Below are 14,793 nucleotides of genomic sequence, written 5' to 3' on the forward strand. Positions count from 1 at the left end.
TCGAGAGGTTGACAGGGGATGCGTGCTCAGACCGTCGTCGCCGATGTCGCGGACGAGCTCGCTCGCCGCGTCGCGACGGGCGAGTACCCGCCCGGTGATCTGATGCCGTCGGTCCGCCAGGTCGCCGGCGAATTCGATATGAATCGGGCCACCGCGCAATTGGTGCTGGGTCGCCTGGAGTCCTACGGCTTCGTGGACGCGCATCGCGGTCGCGGATTCACCGTCCGGGATGTGCGCCACGCCGGCGGCGTGGACGTGTACCGGCGGCTGTTCCGGCTGTCCAGGCACGAGCCCGGGGTGGCCTCGGAGATGTTCGGCAATATCGTGGCCGCCGGGCGCGCCATCGTGCTGGAGGCCCTGCTCGACTACACCGCCGCCGAGCGCGGTATCGAGCCAGCGGTGCTCTCCGCCGTGGTCGACGAACTCGAAACCGAGGCCCGCAGTGCCGAACCCGATCACGACCGCATGCTCGCGCTCGAGGTCGGTCTGGTGCGGGCGGTGCTCACCGACCTCGGCCGCACCATGCAGCGCGCGGTGCTGAACTCGGTGGGGGAGATGCTGTTCGAGGTGCCGGAGGCGGTGGCGGCCTACTTCGCGATCTCGGCCGATCGGCACGTGCTGGTGTGGCGGGCACTGCTCGCGGTGTGGGAGTCGACCGCCGGTCCGTCGCAGGCGCAATTGGCCATGTTCGAGGACCTGTTCGCCATGTATCACGAGAAGGTGCGGGCCAGATTCGACGAATTGGTCGGCATGGACGCCGGTTCCGACGTGCGTCGGCACAGTGCGACGGCCTGAATTCGGCGGAGGTGCTGTGCCGTCCACCGATTGGGCAGGTGTCCGAGTCTGTTCGGGTTCCGCGGGATGCCCGGATGCCGAGGGCCGCGTCCTCGGGCTGGTCGAGGAGCGGTCCCCGGCTATCGCGTCGCGGGCGAGACCGCCTGATCAGCCGGCAGCGGCCATGGCCGCCGCCACCAGCGCGCTGATGATGGCCAGCGCCAGCACCGCCAGGATCACCAGGTTGCCCTTGGTGGGCGGCTCGGCGGGTGGGTGATCGGCCATGGTGCTGTCTCCTCATCGGTGTGGATGGTGCTGGTGGGTCATCGTATTCCGGCGGCTCCCAATATGTTTGGGGTCCCCGACATTGGCGCGCAAACTCGGCCACTTCCCGGGTCGCGCCGAGGAACCGGGGGGTCGATAGCGAAACGCACCACCCGCTCCACCTCGGGTCCGCTCGACACCGACATGAGCGCCCGGCTGATGCGGGGGAAGGCACGGGTCGCCGGTAGGCCGCCGGGATTCCATGCGCTACGGCAGTAGGGCGGGCGGCGCAGGCGCCTCGGCCCGCGTGCCCCGCGGAGCGTGCCGAGCCGGATCGAGGACGACGGGGCCCGCGGACCGGAGGGCGGTCAGTAGCGGCCGAACAGCACCGCGGCATTGTGGCCGCCGAAGCCGAACGAATTGTTCATCGCGAACTCGACATCGGTGTGGCGGGGCTTGGTGTGGACCACGTCCAGGTCCACCTCGGGGTCCTGGTTCTCCAGGTTCAGCGTCGGCGGGATCACCTGATCGCGCAGGGTGAGCACGGAGATGATGGCCTCCAGCGCGCCTACCGCGCCCACCGAGTGCCCCAGCGCGGATTTGGGCGCGTATACCGACGGATGCGTGCCGATGGCTGCGGCAATGCCCTTGGCCTCGGCCAGATCTCCGATACTGGTACCGGTGGCATGCGCGTTCACGTGGTCCACCTCGGAGGGACTGACCCCGGCGGATTCGATGGCACGTCGCATGGCGCGGGCACAGCCCAGGCCCTCGGGATCCGGGGCGACCATGTGGTAGCCGTCGGCGGTGAGCCCGGCCCCGAGCAGTCGGGCGAGCGGCTTGGCGCCGCGGGCCCGCGCATGGTCCTCGGACTCGACCATCAGTAGCGCGGCGGCCTCGCCGAAGACGAAGCCGTCGCGGTCGCGGTCGAAGGGCCGGGAGGCGCGCTCGGGTTCATCGAGGCGGGTGCTGAGGGCGCGCGCCATGGAGAATCCAGCGAGGGCAACGGGATTGATGTAGCCCTCGACGCCGCCGGCCACGATCATGTCGGCCTCGCCCAGCACGATGGATCGCCAGGCGTGCACCAGCGCCTCGTTGCCGGACGCGCACGCCGAGACCGGTGTGACCAGGGCGGCGCGCGCCCCGATCTCGAGCCCGACCACGCCGGAGACGCCATTGGGCATGGACATGGGCACCGCGAACGGCGACACCTTGCGGTAACCGTGATCGCGCATCGCGTCATTGGCGTCCACGATGCTGTCCGCGCCGCCGAGGCCGGTGCCGATGCACACACCCAGCCGGTCCTTGTCGACCTCGGGTTCGCCCGCGGTGGCCCACAGTCGTTTTCCCATCACATACGACATCTGCTGCACGTAACACATGCGGCGCTTCTTGATTCGATCGAGTTCGTCGGTCGGATCGGCGGTGAGTTTGCCGCCGATGGTGACCGGGAGATCGAGCCGGGTGATGTCCGGGTCGGTGAGAGTCTTGATGCCGCTGGCTCCGGACAGCAGTCCCTGCCAGGTGCCTTCCGTGTCGGGCGCGATCGAGGTGGTCATCTCGACCGCGGTGACCACGACATTGCGGAATCCGCCGTTGCGGGTGGAGAAGTCTGCGAGGCTATTCACTTTCGTATCCTTCTTTTCGACCAATTGGCAAGTCCTGCAGAGATTTCGCGATCGCTTGCGAGGCTAACCCGAAATTGACGGTAGAACAGGACGACACTCAGGTACGAGACGCCGATCCTCGAGCGCGATCGCGAGAAAAACCGGACGAAGGGCGCTGTCCAGCGCGGTGGCAGGGAGGTCCCGATCCCCGGCCGGATGGCGATTGTCCAGGTCAGCGTGGTGCCGGCGAAGTGTTTCGGCGACCGATGGTCCTCGCGGCGGATTCGACGGCGAATGGAATCGAGATTCTCGTGCCAGCGGCGAGCCGCTTGTCCTCTGCGATTGTGACGACCTTTTCCATATAGGACGACCGCATTCCGTCCAAGGTGCGCGCGGTGCCGTCGCGGCGATAGTCGTCGCGACAGCGGATGCCGTCGATGAGCGGCATCCAGGAGAAGGCGCCGTCGATTTGAAGCGCATTTCAGACTTGGTCGGCGGAAAGGGATTCGCGTCGCCCGTGCGAAATGTCGTGCCCTGCGTGGGAATTCCTACTGCGGCCCGGCCTTCGGGGCCTTCGGGTACCCGTGCCGAGCCCTGCGAAACCCTCTCGCCTACAGCCGATTCCAGGCGCGCCGACTATGGGAGCTCAGCGAGAGACTGACCGGCATCGAACATCGGTGGTCCTGACCACACCTCGCGTTACGACGGGTAGACGGCGATCTCGATGAGATTGCCGTCCAGGTCACGGCAGTAGTGGGAGATCATTTCGCCCAGTGCCCCGATCTTCACCACCGGGCCGTTGACGATATCGACTCCGCACGCGGTCAGATGTTCCGCCACCTCCGTCGGAGTGGCGGTGGTGACGAAGCAAAGGTCCTGCGTTCCGGCCGCTTCGGTGGCCGCGGTGGTCCAGTTCGGGTCGGTGTCGAGGGCGCCGACCGGCCGCAGATTGATCTTCTGAGTGCCGAAGGTGAGCGCGAGCCGACCGGCGGGGCCGAACCGCTCCACGCCCATGCCCAGTACGCGGGCGTACCAGTCGGCCGTCGCTATCGGGTCGTGGCAGTTGATGACCACGTGATCGAATCGCTCCACGGTGAATCCCATGTCCGCATTCTCCGTGGCGAGCAGACCGAGATCAACGTCGGCGCAACAGCATTCCGCGGATGTAGGCAGCCTGGCCGGAGTGCTGGATATCATCGTCGATGACGCTGATCAGGCGGACGCCGAGGGTCACCGGGGGATCCCAGCGAGTGTCGACAATGCGCGGGAGGTCGGCGTCGGTGAGGGCGGTCACGTAGCCGATGGTCTGATCATGGACGGCGTCGAAATAGCCGAGCAGCAGGTCGGCGGAAACACCGTCCAGCTGAGCCACTTCGGCGGAGCTGTGGGCGTATCCGGTGGCGGAGTCGTCGAAGGGCAGCGCGAATCGCTCGGCCCAGCCCTGCGCGGTCCACACCTGGTCGAGGCCCGCCACGTCCGCGATATGGTCGTCCTGGACGCGGGTGAGGTGCCAGATCAGCCAGGCGATGGAGTTGGAATCCCCGTCGGGTCGCGTCGTGAGCTCCGCCTGGGTGAGCCCGGCCACCGCGCCGTGCACGTTCTCCTTGATTCGTCCGAAGGCGTCCACCAGCAAGTCAGCGCTCGTCATGCCTCCATCCAATCATCGGTGACCCGAGGTTATTCCGAGGCGCGCCACCGATCCGGAGTCCAGGCGCCGGTTCGGTGAAGGAGAGCCTCGAGATGCCTGTGACGAGCGCGTTTCGTACAACATCCGGTTGTGGCTCGCGGGCGGTCCGGTTGTTTGATCCCGTCGTCGGCGGTCTGCTTCGATCTGGCGGAACAACGGTGATGGACGACAAGAGGCGGACGGGTATGGCGGGCAGAACGTCGCTGGGGCGAGAATTCGGTTGGTTGTGGGCGGCCTTCGCGGTCAGCACCGCGGGTACGTGGCTGGCCTTCGATGCCGTTCCCCTGATCGCCGTGCTCGTTCTGCATACGGGTCCAGGCCAGGTGTCGCTGCTGGCCGCCGCCGGGCTGGCGGTGGGTGCGGTGGTGGCGGTGCCGCTGGGGCCGTGGATGGAATTCCGGCGCAAGCGGCCGGTCATGATCGCCACCGATGTGCTGCGATTCGCGGTGGTGCTGAGCGTGCCACTGGCTTTCGTGGCGGGTGTCCTGAGTTTCCCGCAGCTACTGGTGGTTTCGGTGGTCGTGGCGGCGTCGGACCTCGCGTTCAAGGCCGCCTCGGGGGCATATCTGAAATCGCTGGTGGCCAAGGAGGATCTGCTCCTCGCGAACGGGCGGTTCGAGTCGACGATGTGGACGGCCGCGGTGCTGGGGCCTCCGCTCGGGGGTGCGGCGATCGGGATATTCGGGCCGGTGACCACGGTCGCGGCGAACGCGGTCAGTTTTCTGCTGTCCGCGTTGGGCATTCGGGCGATCGGCGGCAAGGAGGAGCGTCCCGAGCCGAGCAGGAGCAGCGGATTCCGGATGAGCGACATGGTGGAGGGCTGGCGATACATCCTGACCCACCGCGAGCTGCGCCCCTTGTTCTTCAACTCCATTCTGGTCAATGCGCTGATCATGGCGACCTCGCCATTGCTCGCCGTCATCATGCTGGGTGAACTCGGTTTCACGCCGTGGCAATACGGCTTGGCGTTCGGAATCCCTTGTCTCGGTGGCCTGATCGGCTCGCGGCTGGCCGCGCCCCTGGCAACTCGATTCGGTCAGCGCAGGGCGCTGGTCGCAGCCGGTGTCGCACGGGTCTGCTGGGTGCCCGCCCTGGCGTTCATCGGCCCCGGCTTCGGCGGCCTGCTCCTGGTGATCCTGGTGGAATTCGGCCTCATCACCTGCTGCGGCGTGTTCAACCCGGTATACGCCACATTCCGCCTGGAACACACCGCACCCGACCGCATCACCCGCACCCTGTCCGCTTGGTCGATCACCAGCAACGCGAACACCGCCGCCCTCACAGCCCTGTGGGGCCTGCTCGCCGCTTTCACCGGCCCCCGCACAGCCATCGGCCTGGCCGGGCTCCTCATGCTCGCGACCATTCCTTTATTGCGCTCGAACCGTTTGCCCGAGCCCGAATACACCGAAGAGCTGGCCTCCGCGAATCCGAGCTGAATATCGGCGACAGTCCCGGGCCCTTTCTATTTCCCCAGGCTGAATGCGATCGCGCGCAGGACCAGTACCGCGATGAATACGACGGTGAAGGCGAGGTCGATGGAGACGCCGCCGAGCCGAACCGGCTTCAGCACTTTTCGGACGGGTGCGATCACGGGTTCGGTGAGGCGATGGACGACGTCTCGCGCTCTGCGCAACGCGGGCGGGGTATCTCCGAGCACACCGATCCAGTCGATGATCAGGCGCGCGAGCAGCAGCAGCATGAACAACGTCAGGGCGAGCCCGAGCAGAGAACCGAGGAATGACATGGCGAACTCCTTCGTCGTGGCCGCCTTACGCAGATCAACGCTTCAACGCCGGCGAAAGTGCCTGACGCTCGACCATGGTCGCCAGGTTGGGCGGCGGGCTCGCCCTGGCCGTGCGAGAATTTGGGCTGCTGTTCGCCCAGCTCACCCCGAGATCGCACAAGGAGTCGTCGTGAGCAAGAAGTATCTGGTCGGCCTGCCTCTGGCCGTCTTCGCGATGTCACCGGCGCTGGCGGCTGTCGGTGCGCCTGCTCGAGCCTCCGTACCGACCTATACCTGCAATGCGCAGACGTGGGCCGGGGAGCGGTTGCCGACGCTCACCATCGAGGCCAAGCACGGGAAGAGTCAGGCGCAGGGCGTCGCGCAGACCACCTGGGGTGGAGTCGCCAAGTTCGCGACCATCGATTGCACGCTCAACAAGTGATTCCGGAACGGCCGCGCGCTCAGATCGCGCGGCGGTGGTTCAGGTAGGCGAAGGAGGCGAGGCCCAGCGGGATCTGGCACCAGAAGGTGAGGAGCCGGAATCCCAGGGCCGCGCCGATCGCCACCCCGCCGGTCAGGCCCGCGACAGCGGTGAGCCCCGCCGCGATGGTGATCTCCTTGGTGGCGACCCCATTGGGGGAGGGCAGTAGCGGGGCCAGGGCCACGGTCACCAGTTCGACGACGAACGTATCGGGGAGACTCAGGTTCGCCCCGACCGCGTGTAGCACCGCCCACAGGGCTACCACCATGAGCAGCGGCTGAATCAGGGCGCAGATCCACAGGGCGGCCGCGCGACGTGGACGGACGGCGGTCGCGGCCACCGATTTCCAGGCCAGCTCGGCATCGGAGCGTGCGTGCCGCAGGCGCGCGGGGAGATGCCGCCACCCGCCGTGCGCGCCTACCCTGCGGTGCAGGATCCGGCCGCAGACGACGATGACCGAGCCGCCCACGAAAAGCGCGACAGTCACGATTCCGGCTGTGCGCCAAGGGTTCTCGCCGATGAGGTGATGCCACCAGCCCGAAGTGCGGGCCCCGAGGTCGTGCCACGGCGGTTGCGCGCCATTGCGGCTCATCAGGCCGGGCGCGGCGAGCGCGGCGATCACCACCAGCGGAACCCGCACCATGAGCGCGGCGAATCCCATCAGGGCCATGGACGCGACCGCGCCGGTGTGGCTGAGCCCGGTGCGGCGCAGGAAACGCAGCCGCAGCAGCAGCGAGGCCGCGGGCACCAAACCGATCGCCGGCACGGCGAGCTGGAGCGCGAAGAGCTGCCGGGCAGAGGTCTCGGCCGGGATCGAACCGCGCAGCATGTACACCGAGGTGGGCCAGAGTGCGAGGGTGGCGAGCCCGGCCACGACCAGCCAGCGCGGGTCGGCTCCGGCGAGGGCGTGGACTCCGGTCAGCACCGCATCCCGTTGCCATACGGCCGCGGCCGCCACCAGGACGGTGAAAACTACGGTGGGTAGTGCCTTTCTCGCAGATGCGGGAACGGCCGCCATCCGCCCTCCTCAGGTATCGCAGATATTTTCCCGGGTGAATCGCTTACGCGCAGATCGCCATTGATGCGATCGGACGTGCGTCGACCCACGTTGCCCGAAGAGTCCTGTGGGCATACGCCTGGCGTCCCGCCTCTTGATCCGGACCGCGGCGCGGGACCAATCGTAGATTCGAGCCGATGGCTATGGGATTGCCGGGTTCATTCAACACGATGTGAAGATCGAAATCGAGTGGCGTGCCGAACACGGGCAACTCGCCTACCATATCTGCCCCATATCTGCCCCATATCTGCCGCCGTATCCGGGGCGAAGCAGCCGGCTGCCGACTGTGAGGCGGCCGACGCCGGCGCTCGCGAGCCGTCGGCTGCCCGACCTGGGGGTCGCTCGGCCAGATCAGCATCGGTCGGCCCTCTCGGGTGCGCGAGCGGCGTCGGGGCGGCCGCTCCGGTCCTTCGGCGAGGTCGCGGTGAATCGTCGAGGGCGTCCGAATATTCGAGGATCGTTAGTACCGACAGGTCTTCGTGTGCCGCGAATGAATTTCCATCGATTTCGTATTCAGCCCCGCTCGATTCGGGATTGCAATCGTTTCGCCCATTGCGGCGCCCACCAGTAGTGGTCACCCGGGAATTCGCATAACGAGGACCGGATTCGAAAGTCCGAATGCTTCGACACCATGATCGATACCAATGCCGTCGCGATAATGGTCCCGCGGTGCCGCACCGAATTACCTGCGGCCCGCGCCGCCCGTGACCCACGGCTGTGTCTCGCGGGTTCGTTCTGGGGCCGCCGCCGCGGCTACGGAACGGTCGTCTTCCAAGAGCGGCACGGCGACTCGCCGGATATCCGGGTAGGCTCGCGGACGGATGGCGGCCGGAGACGGCCATGATCGAGGCAAGTCGTCATCAGGGGAACACGTGGCGAAATCCATGACTCCAACAGCATTGCTGGCAGCACTCGAACCGGTCGCGGAAGCGAATCTGGACCGGCACCTCTCACTGGCCAAGGAATGGCACCCGCACGATTACGTGCCCTGGGACGAGGGCCGCAACTTCGCGGCCATGGGCGGAATCGACTGGGCGCCCGGACAGTCCCGGCTCGGTGAGGTGGCGCGGGCCGCCATGGTCACCAACCTCCTCACCGAGGACAACCTGCCCTCCTATCACCGGCTCATCTCCGAATCGTTCTCGCGCGACGGCGCCTGGGGCACCTGGGTGGACCGCTGGACTGCCGAGGAGAACCGGCACGGCATCGCCATGCGCGACTACCTGGTGGTCACCCGCGGCGTCGACCCGGTGGCGCTGGAGCGGGCCCGCATGATCTGCGTCGGCCAGGGCGTCGACGACCCCACCGGCACCGGCGATCACGCCGTCCTGCACGGCGTCGCGTACGTGACCTTCCAGGAACTGGCCACCCGTGTCTCCCACCGCAATACCGGCAAGGTCTGCCAGGACCCGGTCGCCGACCGGATGCTCGCCCGCATCGCCGCCGACGAGAACCTGCACATGGTCTTCTACCGCAATATCTGCGGCGCGGCTTTGGATCTGGTTCCCGACGATGCTCTGGAAGCCATCGTCGCGGTCATCGAGAACTTCCGCATGCCCGGCGCCGGCATGCCCGACTTCCGCCGCAACAGCGTCCTCCTCGCCAAACACGGCATCTACGATCTGCGCCAGCACCTCGACGAGGTCATCCTCCCGGTACTGCGCAAGTGGAATATCTTCGACCGCACGGACTTCACGCCGCGGGGTGAGCGGATCCGCGAGAACCTCGCGACCTTCCTGGAGAAGCTCGGCAAGGACGTGGTCCGCTTCGAAGAACACCGCGACCGTGCCCTGGCACGCGAGACCGCGCGCCGCGGCTGACCACCGCCTCACCCACATGTGAACACCCATCGAACTGTCCACACGCCCCGATTTCTCGCCGAGCCCCCGCGCTCCACCCTCGCTAGGGTGTGGAGCACGACGAAGGGGGAGGCATGTCAGACATGTTGCGCGCCGACATCATGGCGCTCCGAATCATGGCGGCGGGCATCCGCGCCGAAGCCGACGCCATCACCGCGATCGACCCGATCGACCTCATTGCGAAAGTCGGCCGGGCCATGCCCAATTCGGCCATCGGCGCCGCCGCCGTCACGGTCGGCGAACCTCTGTTGACGGTCGTGCGCCGCCTGGCCACCCACCTTCGAACCTTCGCCGACACCACCGACCATGGCGTGACCACCTACGAGGCCACCGAACTAGCCCTGAGAACCCAGTTGGACGGCTATCTGCACAGCACGTCCTGACGTCGGCGTGATTGCGCGCCGACTTCCCGAGGTGTGCACCACGACGCGAGGGAGGGCCGATGGCGCGAGCGAGATTCTCGCAGGTGCGAGGGTGGGATCCCGGGACCGCGACCCGGGCCGGTTCGGCTGTGGCAGCGGCTGATTCGGCCTTCTCGGCGGCGATGGCGCGGGTGGGGCGTGCGGTCGACACGGCGGTTTCGGGATGGCGGGGAGCGGCCGGAACAGCGGCGGCACTGCGGGCGCTCGAATCGCAACTGGCAGCCAACCACATCGGCGCGGCACTGCTGGATATCGCGGACGCGTTCGCCGAGGCGGGGGCGCTCGAGCGAGTGCGCGTGCTGGTCGGGCAGATCGGGGACGAGGCTCGCGCCAGCGGCTGCCGGATCGCGGAGGACGGTACGGTGTCCGCGCCGCGCTCGGATACCGGGAACCTGGCGCTGGACTTGATCTTTCAGGCGGGATTCGACGCGAAGGCGAAGGAGCTGCAGGCGCGGCTGGTGCCGCTGCTCGATTCGGCTGGGGAGATCGACGAGCGGGCCGGGGCGCGGCTCGACGCGGCTGTGCGCGCCCTGGCCGGGTTGAACGCGGACCCGACCGGTGGTGGTCCGAGTTTTCGGGTCGCAGGGTTGCTCGACGGGACCGCGCTCTTGCCGGAGGATCCGAAAGCTCTTTGTGCACTGTGGAAATCGCTGCCACCCGCGGATCAGGACGCGCTGTTCGCGGCCGACCCCTTGATCGGGGATCACGACGGGATACCCGTCCTCGCCCGGGATCACTACAACCGACTCGCGATGCGACGCTTGCGGGCCGACGCCGCCGCGGACGATCAGCGGCTGGCCGATCAGCACCGCGATTGGCTGCGAGGTGAGAACCTTCCGGCCACCGGCGACGGCTGGGTTCGGCTGCGGGCGTGGGAAGCCGCCCGAGGCGAGGCACTGACGCGGGCTGCCGGGTATGCGGCGCTGGAGGAACAGGCCGGGGACGCGGCCGCTGGGCGGTTGTTGCTGGCGGTGGACGGGAATGGGCATGGCGCTGTCGCGCTGAATAATCCGGACACCGCCGTCAATGTCGCGACCTTCGTTCCGGGCACGGGCTCGTCGCTCACCGACATCGGGCGCGGGATGGATCGGGCCGCCGCGCTGCTCGCCGCGGCGGAGCGGGCCGATCCGGGCGCGCGGACATCGGTCATCGCCTGGTACGGATACGACGCGCCGCCGAATCTGGCCGAGGCCGCGCGGGATCGGCGAGCCCGGGCGGGAGCGCCCGCACTGGACCGGTTCGAGTCCGGGCTGCGGGCCACGCACCCGGGGCCGGCGGCCCATCAGACGGTCATCGGGCACAGCTACGGGAGCACGCTGATCGGAGCGGCGGCCAGCGGAGCGAACTCTCTCGAGGCAGACGATGTGGTGTTCGTGGGAAGCCCGGGAGTGGATGTTCGCGACGTTTCGGAATTGCGGTTGTCGGGTATTCCTGCGGGCCACAACGGTGCGCATGTCTTCGCGACCGCCGACCCCGCGGATCCCGTCCCGAGGTTCGGTCAGTTTCTGCACGGGGTCGATCCGGTCGATCGCGAATTTTCCGCAACGGTTTTCACATCTTCGGGCGACAGTATCGGGCTTCCGGTGTTGAGCGCCATGCCGTTCGACGTCTCGTCTCACGGAAACTACTGGGAACCTGGCAATCCGGGCCTGTGGCATCAGGGCGAAATCATCGCCGGACGCTATGTCAGATGATGCCGAACGGGCGGTTCGTTGCGTCGTGATAGCCGTAACCGCTGGTAGCGGATTCGTTGCTGAAGCTCACGTGCCGCTACCCTGAGCGGCCGACCAAACTGGTTTGAAACGGTCTGGTTCATGCTAGGGTGCCGTGAGGTTGGATTGGGAAGTCGGAGACAAATGCGCACTGAGAACATCAATAGGAAGTTCAAACTGCATGACGAGCGCAGGATTGCCGCCCAACTTCCAGAGCAACTTCATGGTTTGGATGTCATCGGTTTTGGGAAGTTAGAAGAGTTTCCGGGTGAGTTGCTGAACTCCTTCGGGGAATTCGCGAACGGCTCGGTGTCTCCGCGCTCGCGCATCTATCGCAATGCTCAGCCGAACCTGATCGACGCCTGGCTGCTGGAGTTGTTGCGCGGCGCGCGCATCGGCGACCGCTTCTACCTACGTACCGGGCTCGAGTACTTCCCCTGGGCGGACTGCCGGGTCCTCGACCACCGCTGGCTGGAGTCCCTGCGCCGCGTGATGGGCACGAACCAGGGTTACATCGCGCACGACAAGAATTCGGCCGTCATGACCCTCGGCACACAGTACGAGGTGCTCGGCTTCGTCACCGGCTCCGATCTGCCGAGCGCGTCCGACCTCGCGCCGGTCGAGGAGACCCCCACCCGCCGCATCGTCCACGCTCCCGCCGGATCGCCCGATCAGGTGACCACCGTGCTGAGCGACGACCTGCGGGCCCGTCGCCTGGCGTCCCTGACCTCGGACGCGCCCGCTGCCCGCGATCAGAACCCGGCCTCGGCGCCGATGTCCATGCCGGACCCGCCCGCGACCCCCTCCCAGGACGGATCGGCCCCCGAGATCGTCGAGGTGCGCCCGGCTCCAGAGCCGGACGCGGCCACCGCTCCCGAGGACTCGACGCCGGAGCCTGCCGTGCCGGAGACCGCCGAGCCCGTCGCCGCGGAACCGGTGGCCCTGGCCGACGAGGCGCCCACCCAGCTGATCACCCGCATCAAGGACTGACTGTCGCGCCACCCATGACCGTCCAGCGAACTCGCCGAACGATCGTGGGTCCAGAGCGAACCGGCAGGGCCCGGCCTACGTTGTTCTGATACGCCGGGCTTCGTTCGCCGAGTTCGAAAGAGCCGATATGTCGACATTCAATGGGCTGCCCGCCCATGTCCTACTCGTGCACGTGATTGTCGTGCTGGTCCCGCTGACCGCGGCACTGCTGATCCTGTGCGCATTGTGGCCCGCGGCCCGCGGCCGGTTGATCTGGCCCGTGGTCGGGCTGGCGGTGCTGGTCACGGCCCTGACGCCGGTGACCGTGGAGGCGGGGGAGTGGTTCCAGCGTCAGCTCGGCATGCCGCCGGTGGTGGACGAGCACGCCAGGCTCGGGCATCAGATGCTGTATTTCGTTCCGCCGCTGCTGATTTCGGCTGTGGTACTCGCGTTCGCGCATCTGCGGCAGGAGCGCGGGAAAGCGGTGGGCCGGGCGGCGGTGGCGGTGATCGCGCTGCTGGCGATCGCGACCGGTGCGGCGGCCGTGTGGCAGACCTACCGGGTCGGGGATTCAGGAGCGCACGCGGTCTGGAACGGCGTACTCAACCACTAGCGACGATGACTGTCGTGACCCGGCGGCCGGTCTGCGGGGCGGTCGCCGGGTCACGACAGCGCGGGCACGGTCAGATCTTGCGGATGACCGTGACGACCTTGCCGAGAATCTGGGCGTCATTGCCCGGAATCGGCTCGAACAGGGGATTGTGCGGCATCAGCCACACCTGGGAACCGGTGCGCTTGAAGGTCTTCACGGTGGCCTCGCCCTCGATCATGGCGGCCACGATGTCACCGTTGTCGGCCACGTTCTGCTGGCGCACGACCACCCAGTCGCCGTCGCAGATGGCGGCGTCGATCATGGACTGACCGACGACCTTCAGTAGGAAAAGCGAACCCTCGCCGACCAGTTCACGCGGCAGCGGGAAGACATCCTCGACGGCCTGCTCGGCCAGGATCGGACCACCGGCGGCGATCCGGCCCAGCACCGGAACATAGGTCGGGATGGGGTGCTCGTCGGAGGACTCGGTCTCGGCATTGACCGCGCGCAGCTGCGACACCCCGGCGGTGGCGCGCACCGCCGTCTCGTCCAGACCCCGGACGTCCACGGCGCGTGGACGATTCGGGTCGCGGCGTAGATAACCCTTGCGCTCGAGCGCTCGGAGCTGGTGCGCCACCGAGGAAGTCGAGGTGAGGCCGACGGCATCACCGATTTCGCGGATGCTGGGCGGATAGCCACGATCGTGCACCGAGGTGCGGATGACCTCCAGCACCTTGCGTTGGCGCACGGTCAGATCGGCGCCGGCGCCGGATGATTCGGACAGGGGGTCGTCACCGTCGGGACCAAGGGGTCCGTTCTCACCGTCCACGCCGCCGTGTTCGCTCACCGCCGCCGTCCTCCGTTCACTGCTGTCGCTCACCGGAATTCGTTCCCGAACACGGTCGGTCGTGCGTCCGGGGAACTCGTGTCTCGACTGTAGTCCGTGTGACGCGTGTGATCAAACATCTGTTCGACGCATGTCGGGGAAATCAGTGACATTGTCGGTGCGTCGTGGTAGAACTTCGAACATCAGTTCTTCGAACACATGATCGAGTCAGTCGTCCAGCATCATTCGGTCCGCCCTACCTTGGAGGTTTCTTCGATGCGCGCCGTGGTCAGCGAAATCGACACTCTCGGAAGTGATCTGGGATTCGACAGCATCCCCTGGGGGCTGCGTTCCGACCGGTCTCCGGACCGCATGACGGAGGTCGCGACACATCCCGTGGCGGACCGCCGCCCCTGTCGCGCCCGGGTGCGGCCCACGGCTCGCCAGAGTGTTCGGCCCGACCACCTCGTGGCGCGACACGCCGCCCGGCGCGCCCGGGGCATGCATCCACTGGAGCGGGTGCGGCGCGCCCAGATCGGCCTCGCGGCGCTGGCCGTTTCCGCGCTGGTGAGCGCGCTGGCCGTGGCCGCCCTGATCGGCCTGGCGCAACTGCGTTCCGGCGACTTCGATTCGCAGACCGCTCCGCCCTCGGTGCGGATGGTCCAGGCGCCGGCGCGGTAGCGGCGCCGATGCTCCACTGGTTGCCGCGTCGTAACCATTGTGCGAGATAGGGATCAACGGTCATCGTCGTGGCCGAAAATGCAGATTGAAAACTGAGACGCGTTGCTAGCCTCCCCCTGAATGTGACGCAGGCTACATC

The 14,793-nt window shown here is 67.3% G+C and carries 16 protein-coding genes; 9 read left to right on the forward strand and 7 right to left on the reverse strand.

The annotated features are described in order from the left end of the window. Window positions 1-18 precede the first annotated feature (18 nt). A complete protein-coding gene (locus tag GLP40_RS12575) occupies window positions 19-795 on the forward strand; it encodes a GntR family transcriptional regulator (protein ID WP_154788038.1) in 777 nt (258 codons plus the stop codon). A 611-nt stretch (window positions 796-1,406) separates the two neighbouring features. Here the strand turns inward: GLP40_RS12575 and GLP40_RS12580 are convergent. The 4 genes from GLP40_RS12580 to GLP40_RS12595 form a co-directional block, all read right to left on the reverse strand. After that, window positions 1,407-2,666 (reverse strand): KasA/KasB family beta-ketoacyl-ACP synthase, encoded by a 1,260-nt coding sequence (locus GLP40_RS12580; RefSeq protein WP_328290056.1) that lies wholly within the window; start codon window positions 2,664-2,666, stop codon window positions 1,407-1,409. Between the two features lie 211 nt (window positions 2,667-2,877). Next, window positions 2,878-3,093 (reverse strand): hypothetical protein, encoded by a 216-nt coding sequence (locus GLP40_RS12585; protein ID WP_154788040.1) that lies wholly within the window; start codon window positions 3,091-3,093, stop codon window positions 2,878-2,880. Window positions 3,094-3,344: 251 nt separating this feature from the next. After that, entirely contained in the window at window positions 3,345-3,749 is a 405-nt protein-coding gene (locus tag GLP40_RS12590) for a VOC family protein (protein ID WP_154788041.1), read from the reverse strand. Window positions 3,750-3,780: 31 nt separating this feature from the next. After that, entirely contained in the window at window positions 3,781-4,293 is a 513-nt protein-coding gene (locus GLP40_RS12595) for a mycothiol transferase (RefSeq protein WP_154788042.1), read from the reverse strand. A gap of 224 nt (window positions 4,294-4,517) precedes the next feature. Between GLP40_RS12595 and GLP40_RS12600 the strand changes: the two genes are divergently transcribed. After that, window positions 4,518-5,768 carry an MFS transporter gene (locus GLP40_RS12600; protein WP_154788043.1) on the forward strand — a complete coding sequence of 417 codons (1,251 nt, stop codon included), beginning with the start codon at window positions 4,518-4,520 and terminating at the stop codon, window positions 5,766-5,768. A gap of 26 nt (window positions 5,769-5,794) precedes the next feature. On the opposite strand, the gene GLP40_RS12605 is transcribed toward GLP40_RS12600, so the two are convergent. Further along, complete coding sequence (locus tag GLP40_RS12605; RefSeq protein WP_154788044.1) at window positions 5,795-6,076, reverse strand: YggT family protein; 282 nt, start codon at window positions 6,074-6,076, stop codon at window positions 5,795-5,797. Window positions 6,077-6,245: 169 nt separating this feature from the next. On the opposite strand from GLP40_RS12605, the gene GLP40_RS12610 reads away from it, so the two are divergent. Continuing rightward, the gene (locus GLP40_RS12610; RefSeq protein ID WP_154788045.1) at window positions 6,246-6,497 is read left to right on the forward strand and encodes a hypothetical protein; all 252 of its coding nucleotides are present in this window, start codon (window positions 6,246-6,248) and stop codon (window positions 6,495-6,497) included. Between the two features lie 19 nt (window positions 6,498-6,516). On the opposite strand, the gene GLP40_RS12615 is transcribed toward GLP40_RS12610, so the two are convergent. After that, window positions 6,517-7,554, reverse strand: coding sequence for a lysylphosphatidylglycerol synthase transmembrane domain-containing protein (locus GLP40_RS12615; protein ID WP_154788046.1), 1,038 nt, complete (start codon window positions 7,552-7,554; stop codon window positions 6,517-6,519). 923 nt (window positions 7,555-8,477) lie between these two features. Between GLP40_RS12615 and GLP40_RS12620 the strand changes: the two genes are divergently transcribed. The 5 genes from GLP40_RS12620 to GLP40_RS12640 all read left to right on the forward strand — a co-directional run bounded on the left by GLP40_RS12620 (window position 8,478) and on the right by GLP40_RS12640 (window position 13,168). Next, window positions 8,478-9,413, forward strand: coding sequence for an acyl-ACP desaturase (locus GLP40_RS12620; protein WP_230329496.1), 936 nt, complete (start codon window positions 8,478-8,480; stop codon window positions 9,411-9,413). Between the two features lie 113 nt (window positions 9,414-9,526). Beyond that, window positions 9,527-9,835 carry a hypothetical protein gene (locus tag GLP40_RS12625; protein WP_154788048.1) on the forward strand — a complete coding sequence of 103 codons (309 nt, stop codon included), beginning with the start codon at window positions 9,527-9,529 and terminating at the stop codon, window positions 9,833-9,835. A gap of 59 nt (window positions 9,836-9,894) precedes the next feature. After that, complete coding sequence (locus GLP40_RS12630) at window positions 9,895-11,568, forward strand: alpha/beta hydrolase (protein WP_154788049.1); 1,674 nt, start codon at window positions 9,895-9,897, stop codon at window positions 11,566-11,568. A gap of 162 nt (window positions 11,569-11,730) precedes the next feature. Then, window positions 11,731-12,576 carry a hypothetical protein gene (locus GLP40_RS12635; RefSeq protein WP_154788050.1) on the forward strand — a complete coding sequence of 282 codons (846 nt, stop codon included), beginning with the start codon at window positions 11,731-11,733 and terminating at the stop codon, window positions 12,574-12,576. A 127-nt stretch (window positions 12,577-12,703) separates the two neighbouring features. Further along, complete coding sequence (locus tag GLP40_RS12640) at window positions 12,704-13,168, forward strand: DUF2231 domain-containing protein (RefSeq protein WP_154788051.1); 465 nt, start codon at window positions 12,704-12,706, stop codon at window positions 13,166-13,168. 70 nt (window positions 13,169-13,238) lie between these two features. Here the strand turns inward: GLP40_RS12640 and lexA are convergent, their stop codons facing one another. Beyond that, window positions 13,239-14,027 (reverse strand): transcriptional repressor LexA, encoded by a 789-nt coding sequence (lexA, locus tag GLP40_RS12645; protein ID WP_407671578.1) that lies wholly within the window; start codon window positions 14,025-14,027, stop codon window positions 13,239-13,241. A gap of 222 nt (window positions 14,028-14,249) precedes the next feature. On the opposite strand from lexA, the gene GLP40_RS12650 reads away from it, so the two are divergent. After that, window positions 14,250-14,654, forward strand: coding sequence for a hypothetical protein (locus tag GLP40_RS12650; protein ID WP_154788052.1), 405 nt, complete (start codon window positions 14,250-14,252; stop codon window positions 14,652-14,654). Window positions 14,655-14,793: the final 139 nt, after the last annotated feature.

It is taken from the genome of Nocardia aurantiaca, assembly GCF_009708175.1.
Taxonomy (GTDB): domain Bacteria; phylum Actinomycetota; class Actinomycetes; order Mycobacteriales; family Mycobacteriaceae; genus Nocardia; species Nocardia aurantiaca.

Excerpts from the sequence above, each read along its gene's own strand:
- GLP40_RS12650 (WP_154788052.1), top strand. The coding sequence starts at position 14,250 with ATGCGCGCCGTGGTCAGCGAAATCGACACTCTCGGAAGTGATCTGGGA.
- GLP40_RS12575 (WP_154788038.1), top strand. The coding sequence starts at position 19 with ATGCGTGCTCAGACCGTCGTCGCCGATGTCGCGGACGAGCTCGCTCGC.
- GLP40_RS12625 (WP_154788048.1), top strand. The coding sequence starts at position 9,527 with ATGTCAGACATGTTGCGCGCCGACATCATGGCGCTCCGAATCATGGCG.
- GLP40_RS12585 (WP_154788040.1), bottom strand. The coding sequence starts at position 3,093 with ATGCCGCTCATCGACGGCATCCGCTGTCGCGACGACTATCGCCGCGAC.
- GLP40_RS12595 (WP_154788042.1), bottom strand. The coding sequence starts at position 4,293 with ATGACGAGCGCTGACTTGCTGGTGGACGCCTTCGGACGAATCAAGGAG.
- GLP40_RS12620 (WP_230329496.1), top strand. The coding sequence starts at position 8,478 with ATGACTCCAACAGCATTGCTGGCAGCACTCGAACCGGTCGCGGAAGCG.
- GLP40_RS12605 (WP_154788044.1), bottom strand. The coding sequence starts at position 6,076 with ATGTCATTCCTCGGTTCTCTGCTCGGGCTCGCCCTGACGTTGTTCATG.
- GLP40_RS12630 (WP_154788049.1), top strand. The coding sequence starts at position 9,895 with ATGGCGCGAGCGAGATTCTCGCAGGTGCGAGGGTGGGATCCCGGGACC.
- GLP40_RS12640 (WP_154788051.1), top strand. The coding sequence starts at position 12,704 with ATGTCGACATTCAATGGGCTGCCCGCCCATGTCCTACTCGTGCACGTG.
- GLP40_RS12590 (WP_154788041.1), bottom strand. The coding sequence starts at position 3,749 with ATGGGATTCACCGTGGAGCGATTCGATCACGTGGTCATCAACTGCCAC.
- GLP40_RS12615 (WP_154788046.1), bottom strand. The coding sequence starts at position 7,554 with ATGGCGGCCGTTCCCGCATCTGCGAGAAAGGCACTACCCACCGTAGTT.
- GLP40_RS12600 (WP_154788043.1), top strand. The coding sequence starts at position 4,518 with ATGGCGGGCAGAACGTCGCTGGGGCGAGAATTCGGTTGGTTGTGGGCG.
- GLP40_RS12635 (WP_154788050.1), top strand. The coding sequence starts at position 11,731 with ATGCGCACTGAGAACATCAATAGGAAGTTCAAACTGCATGACGAGCGC.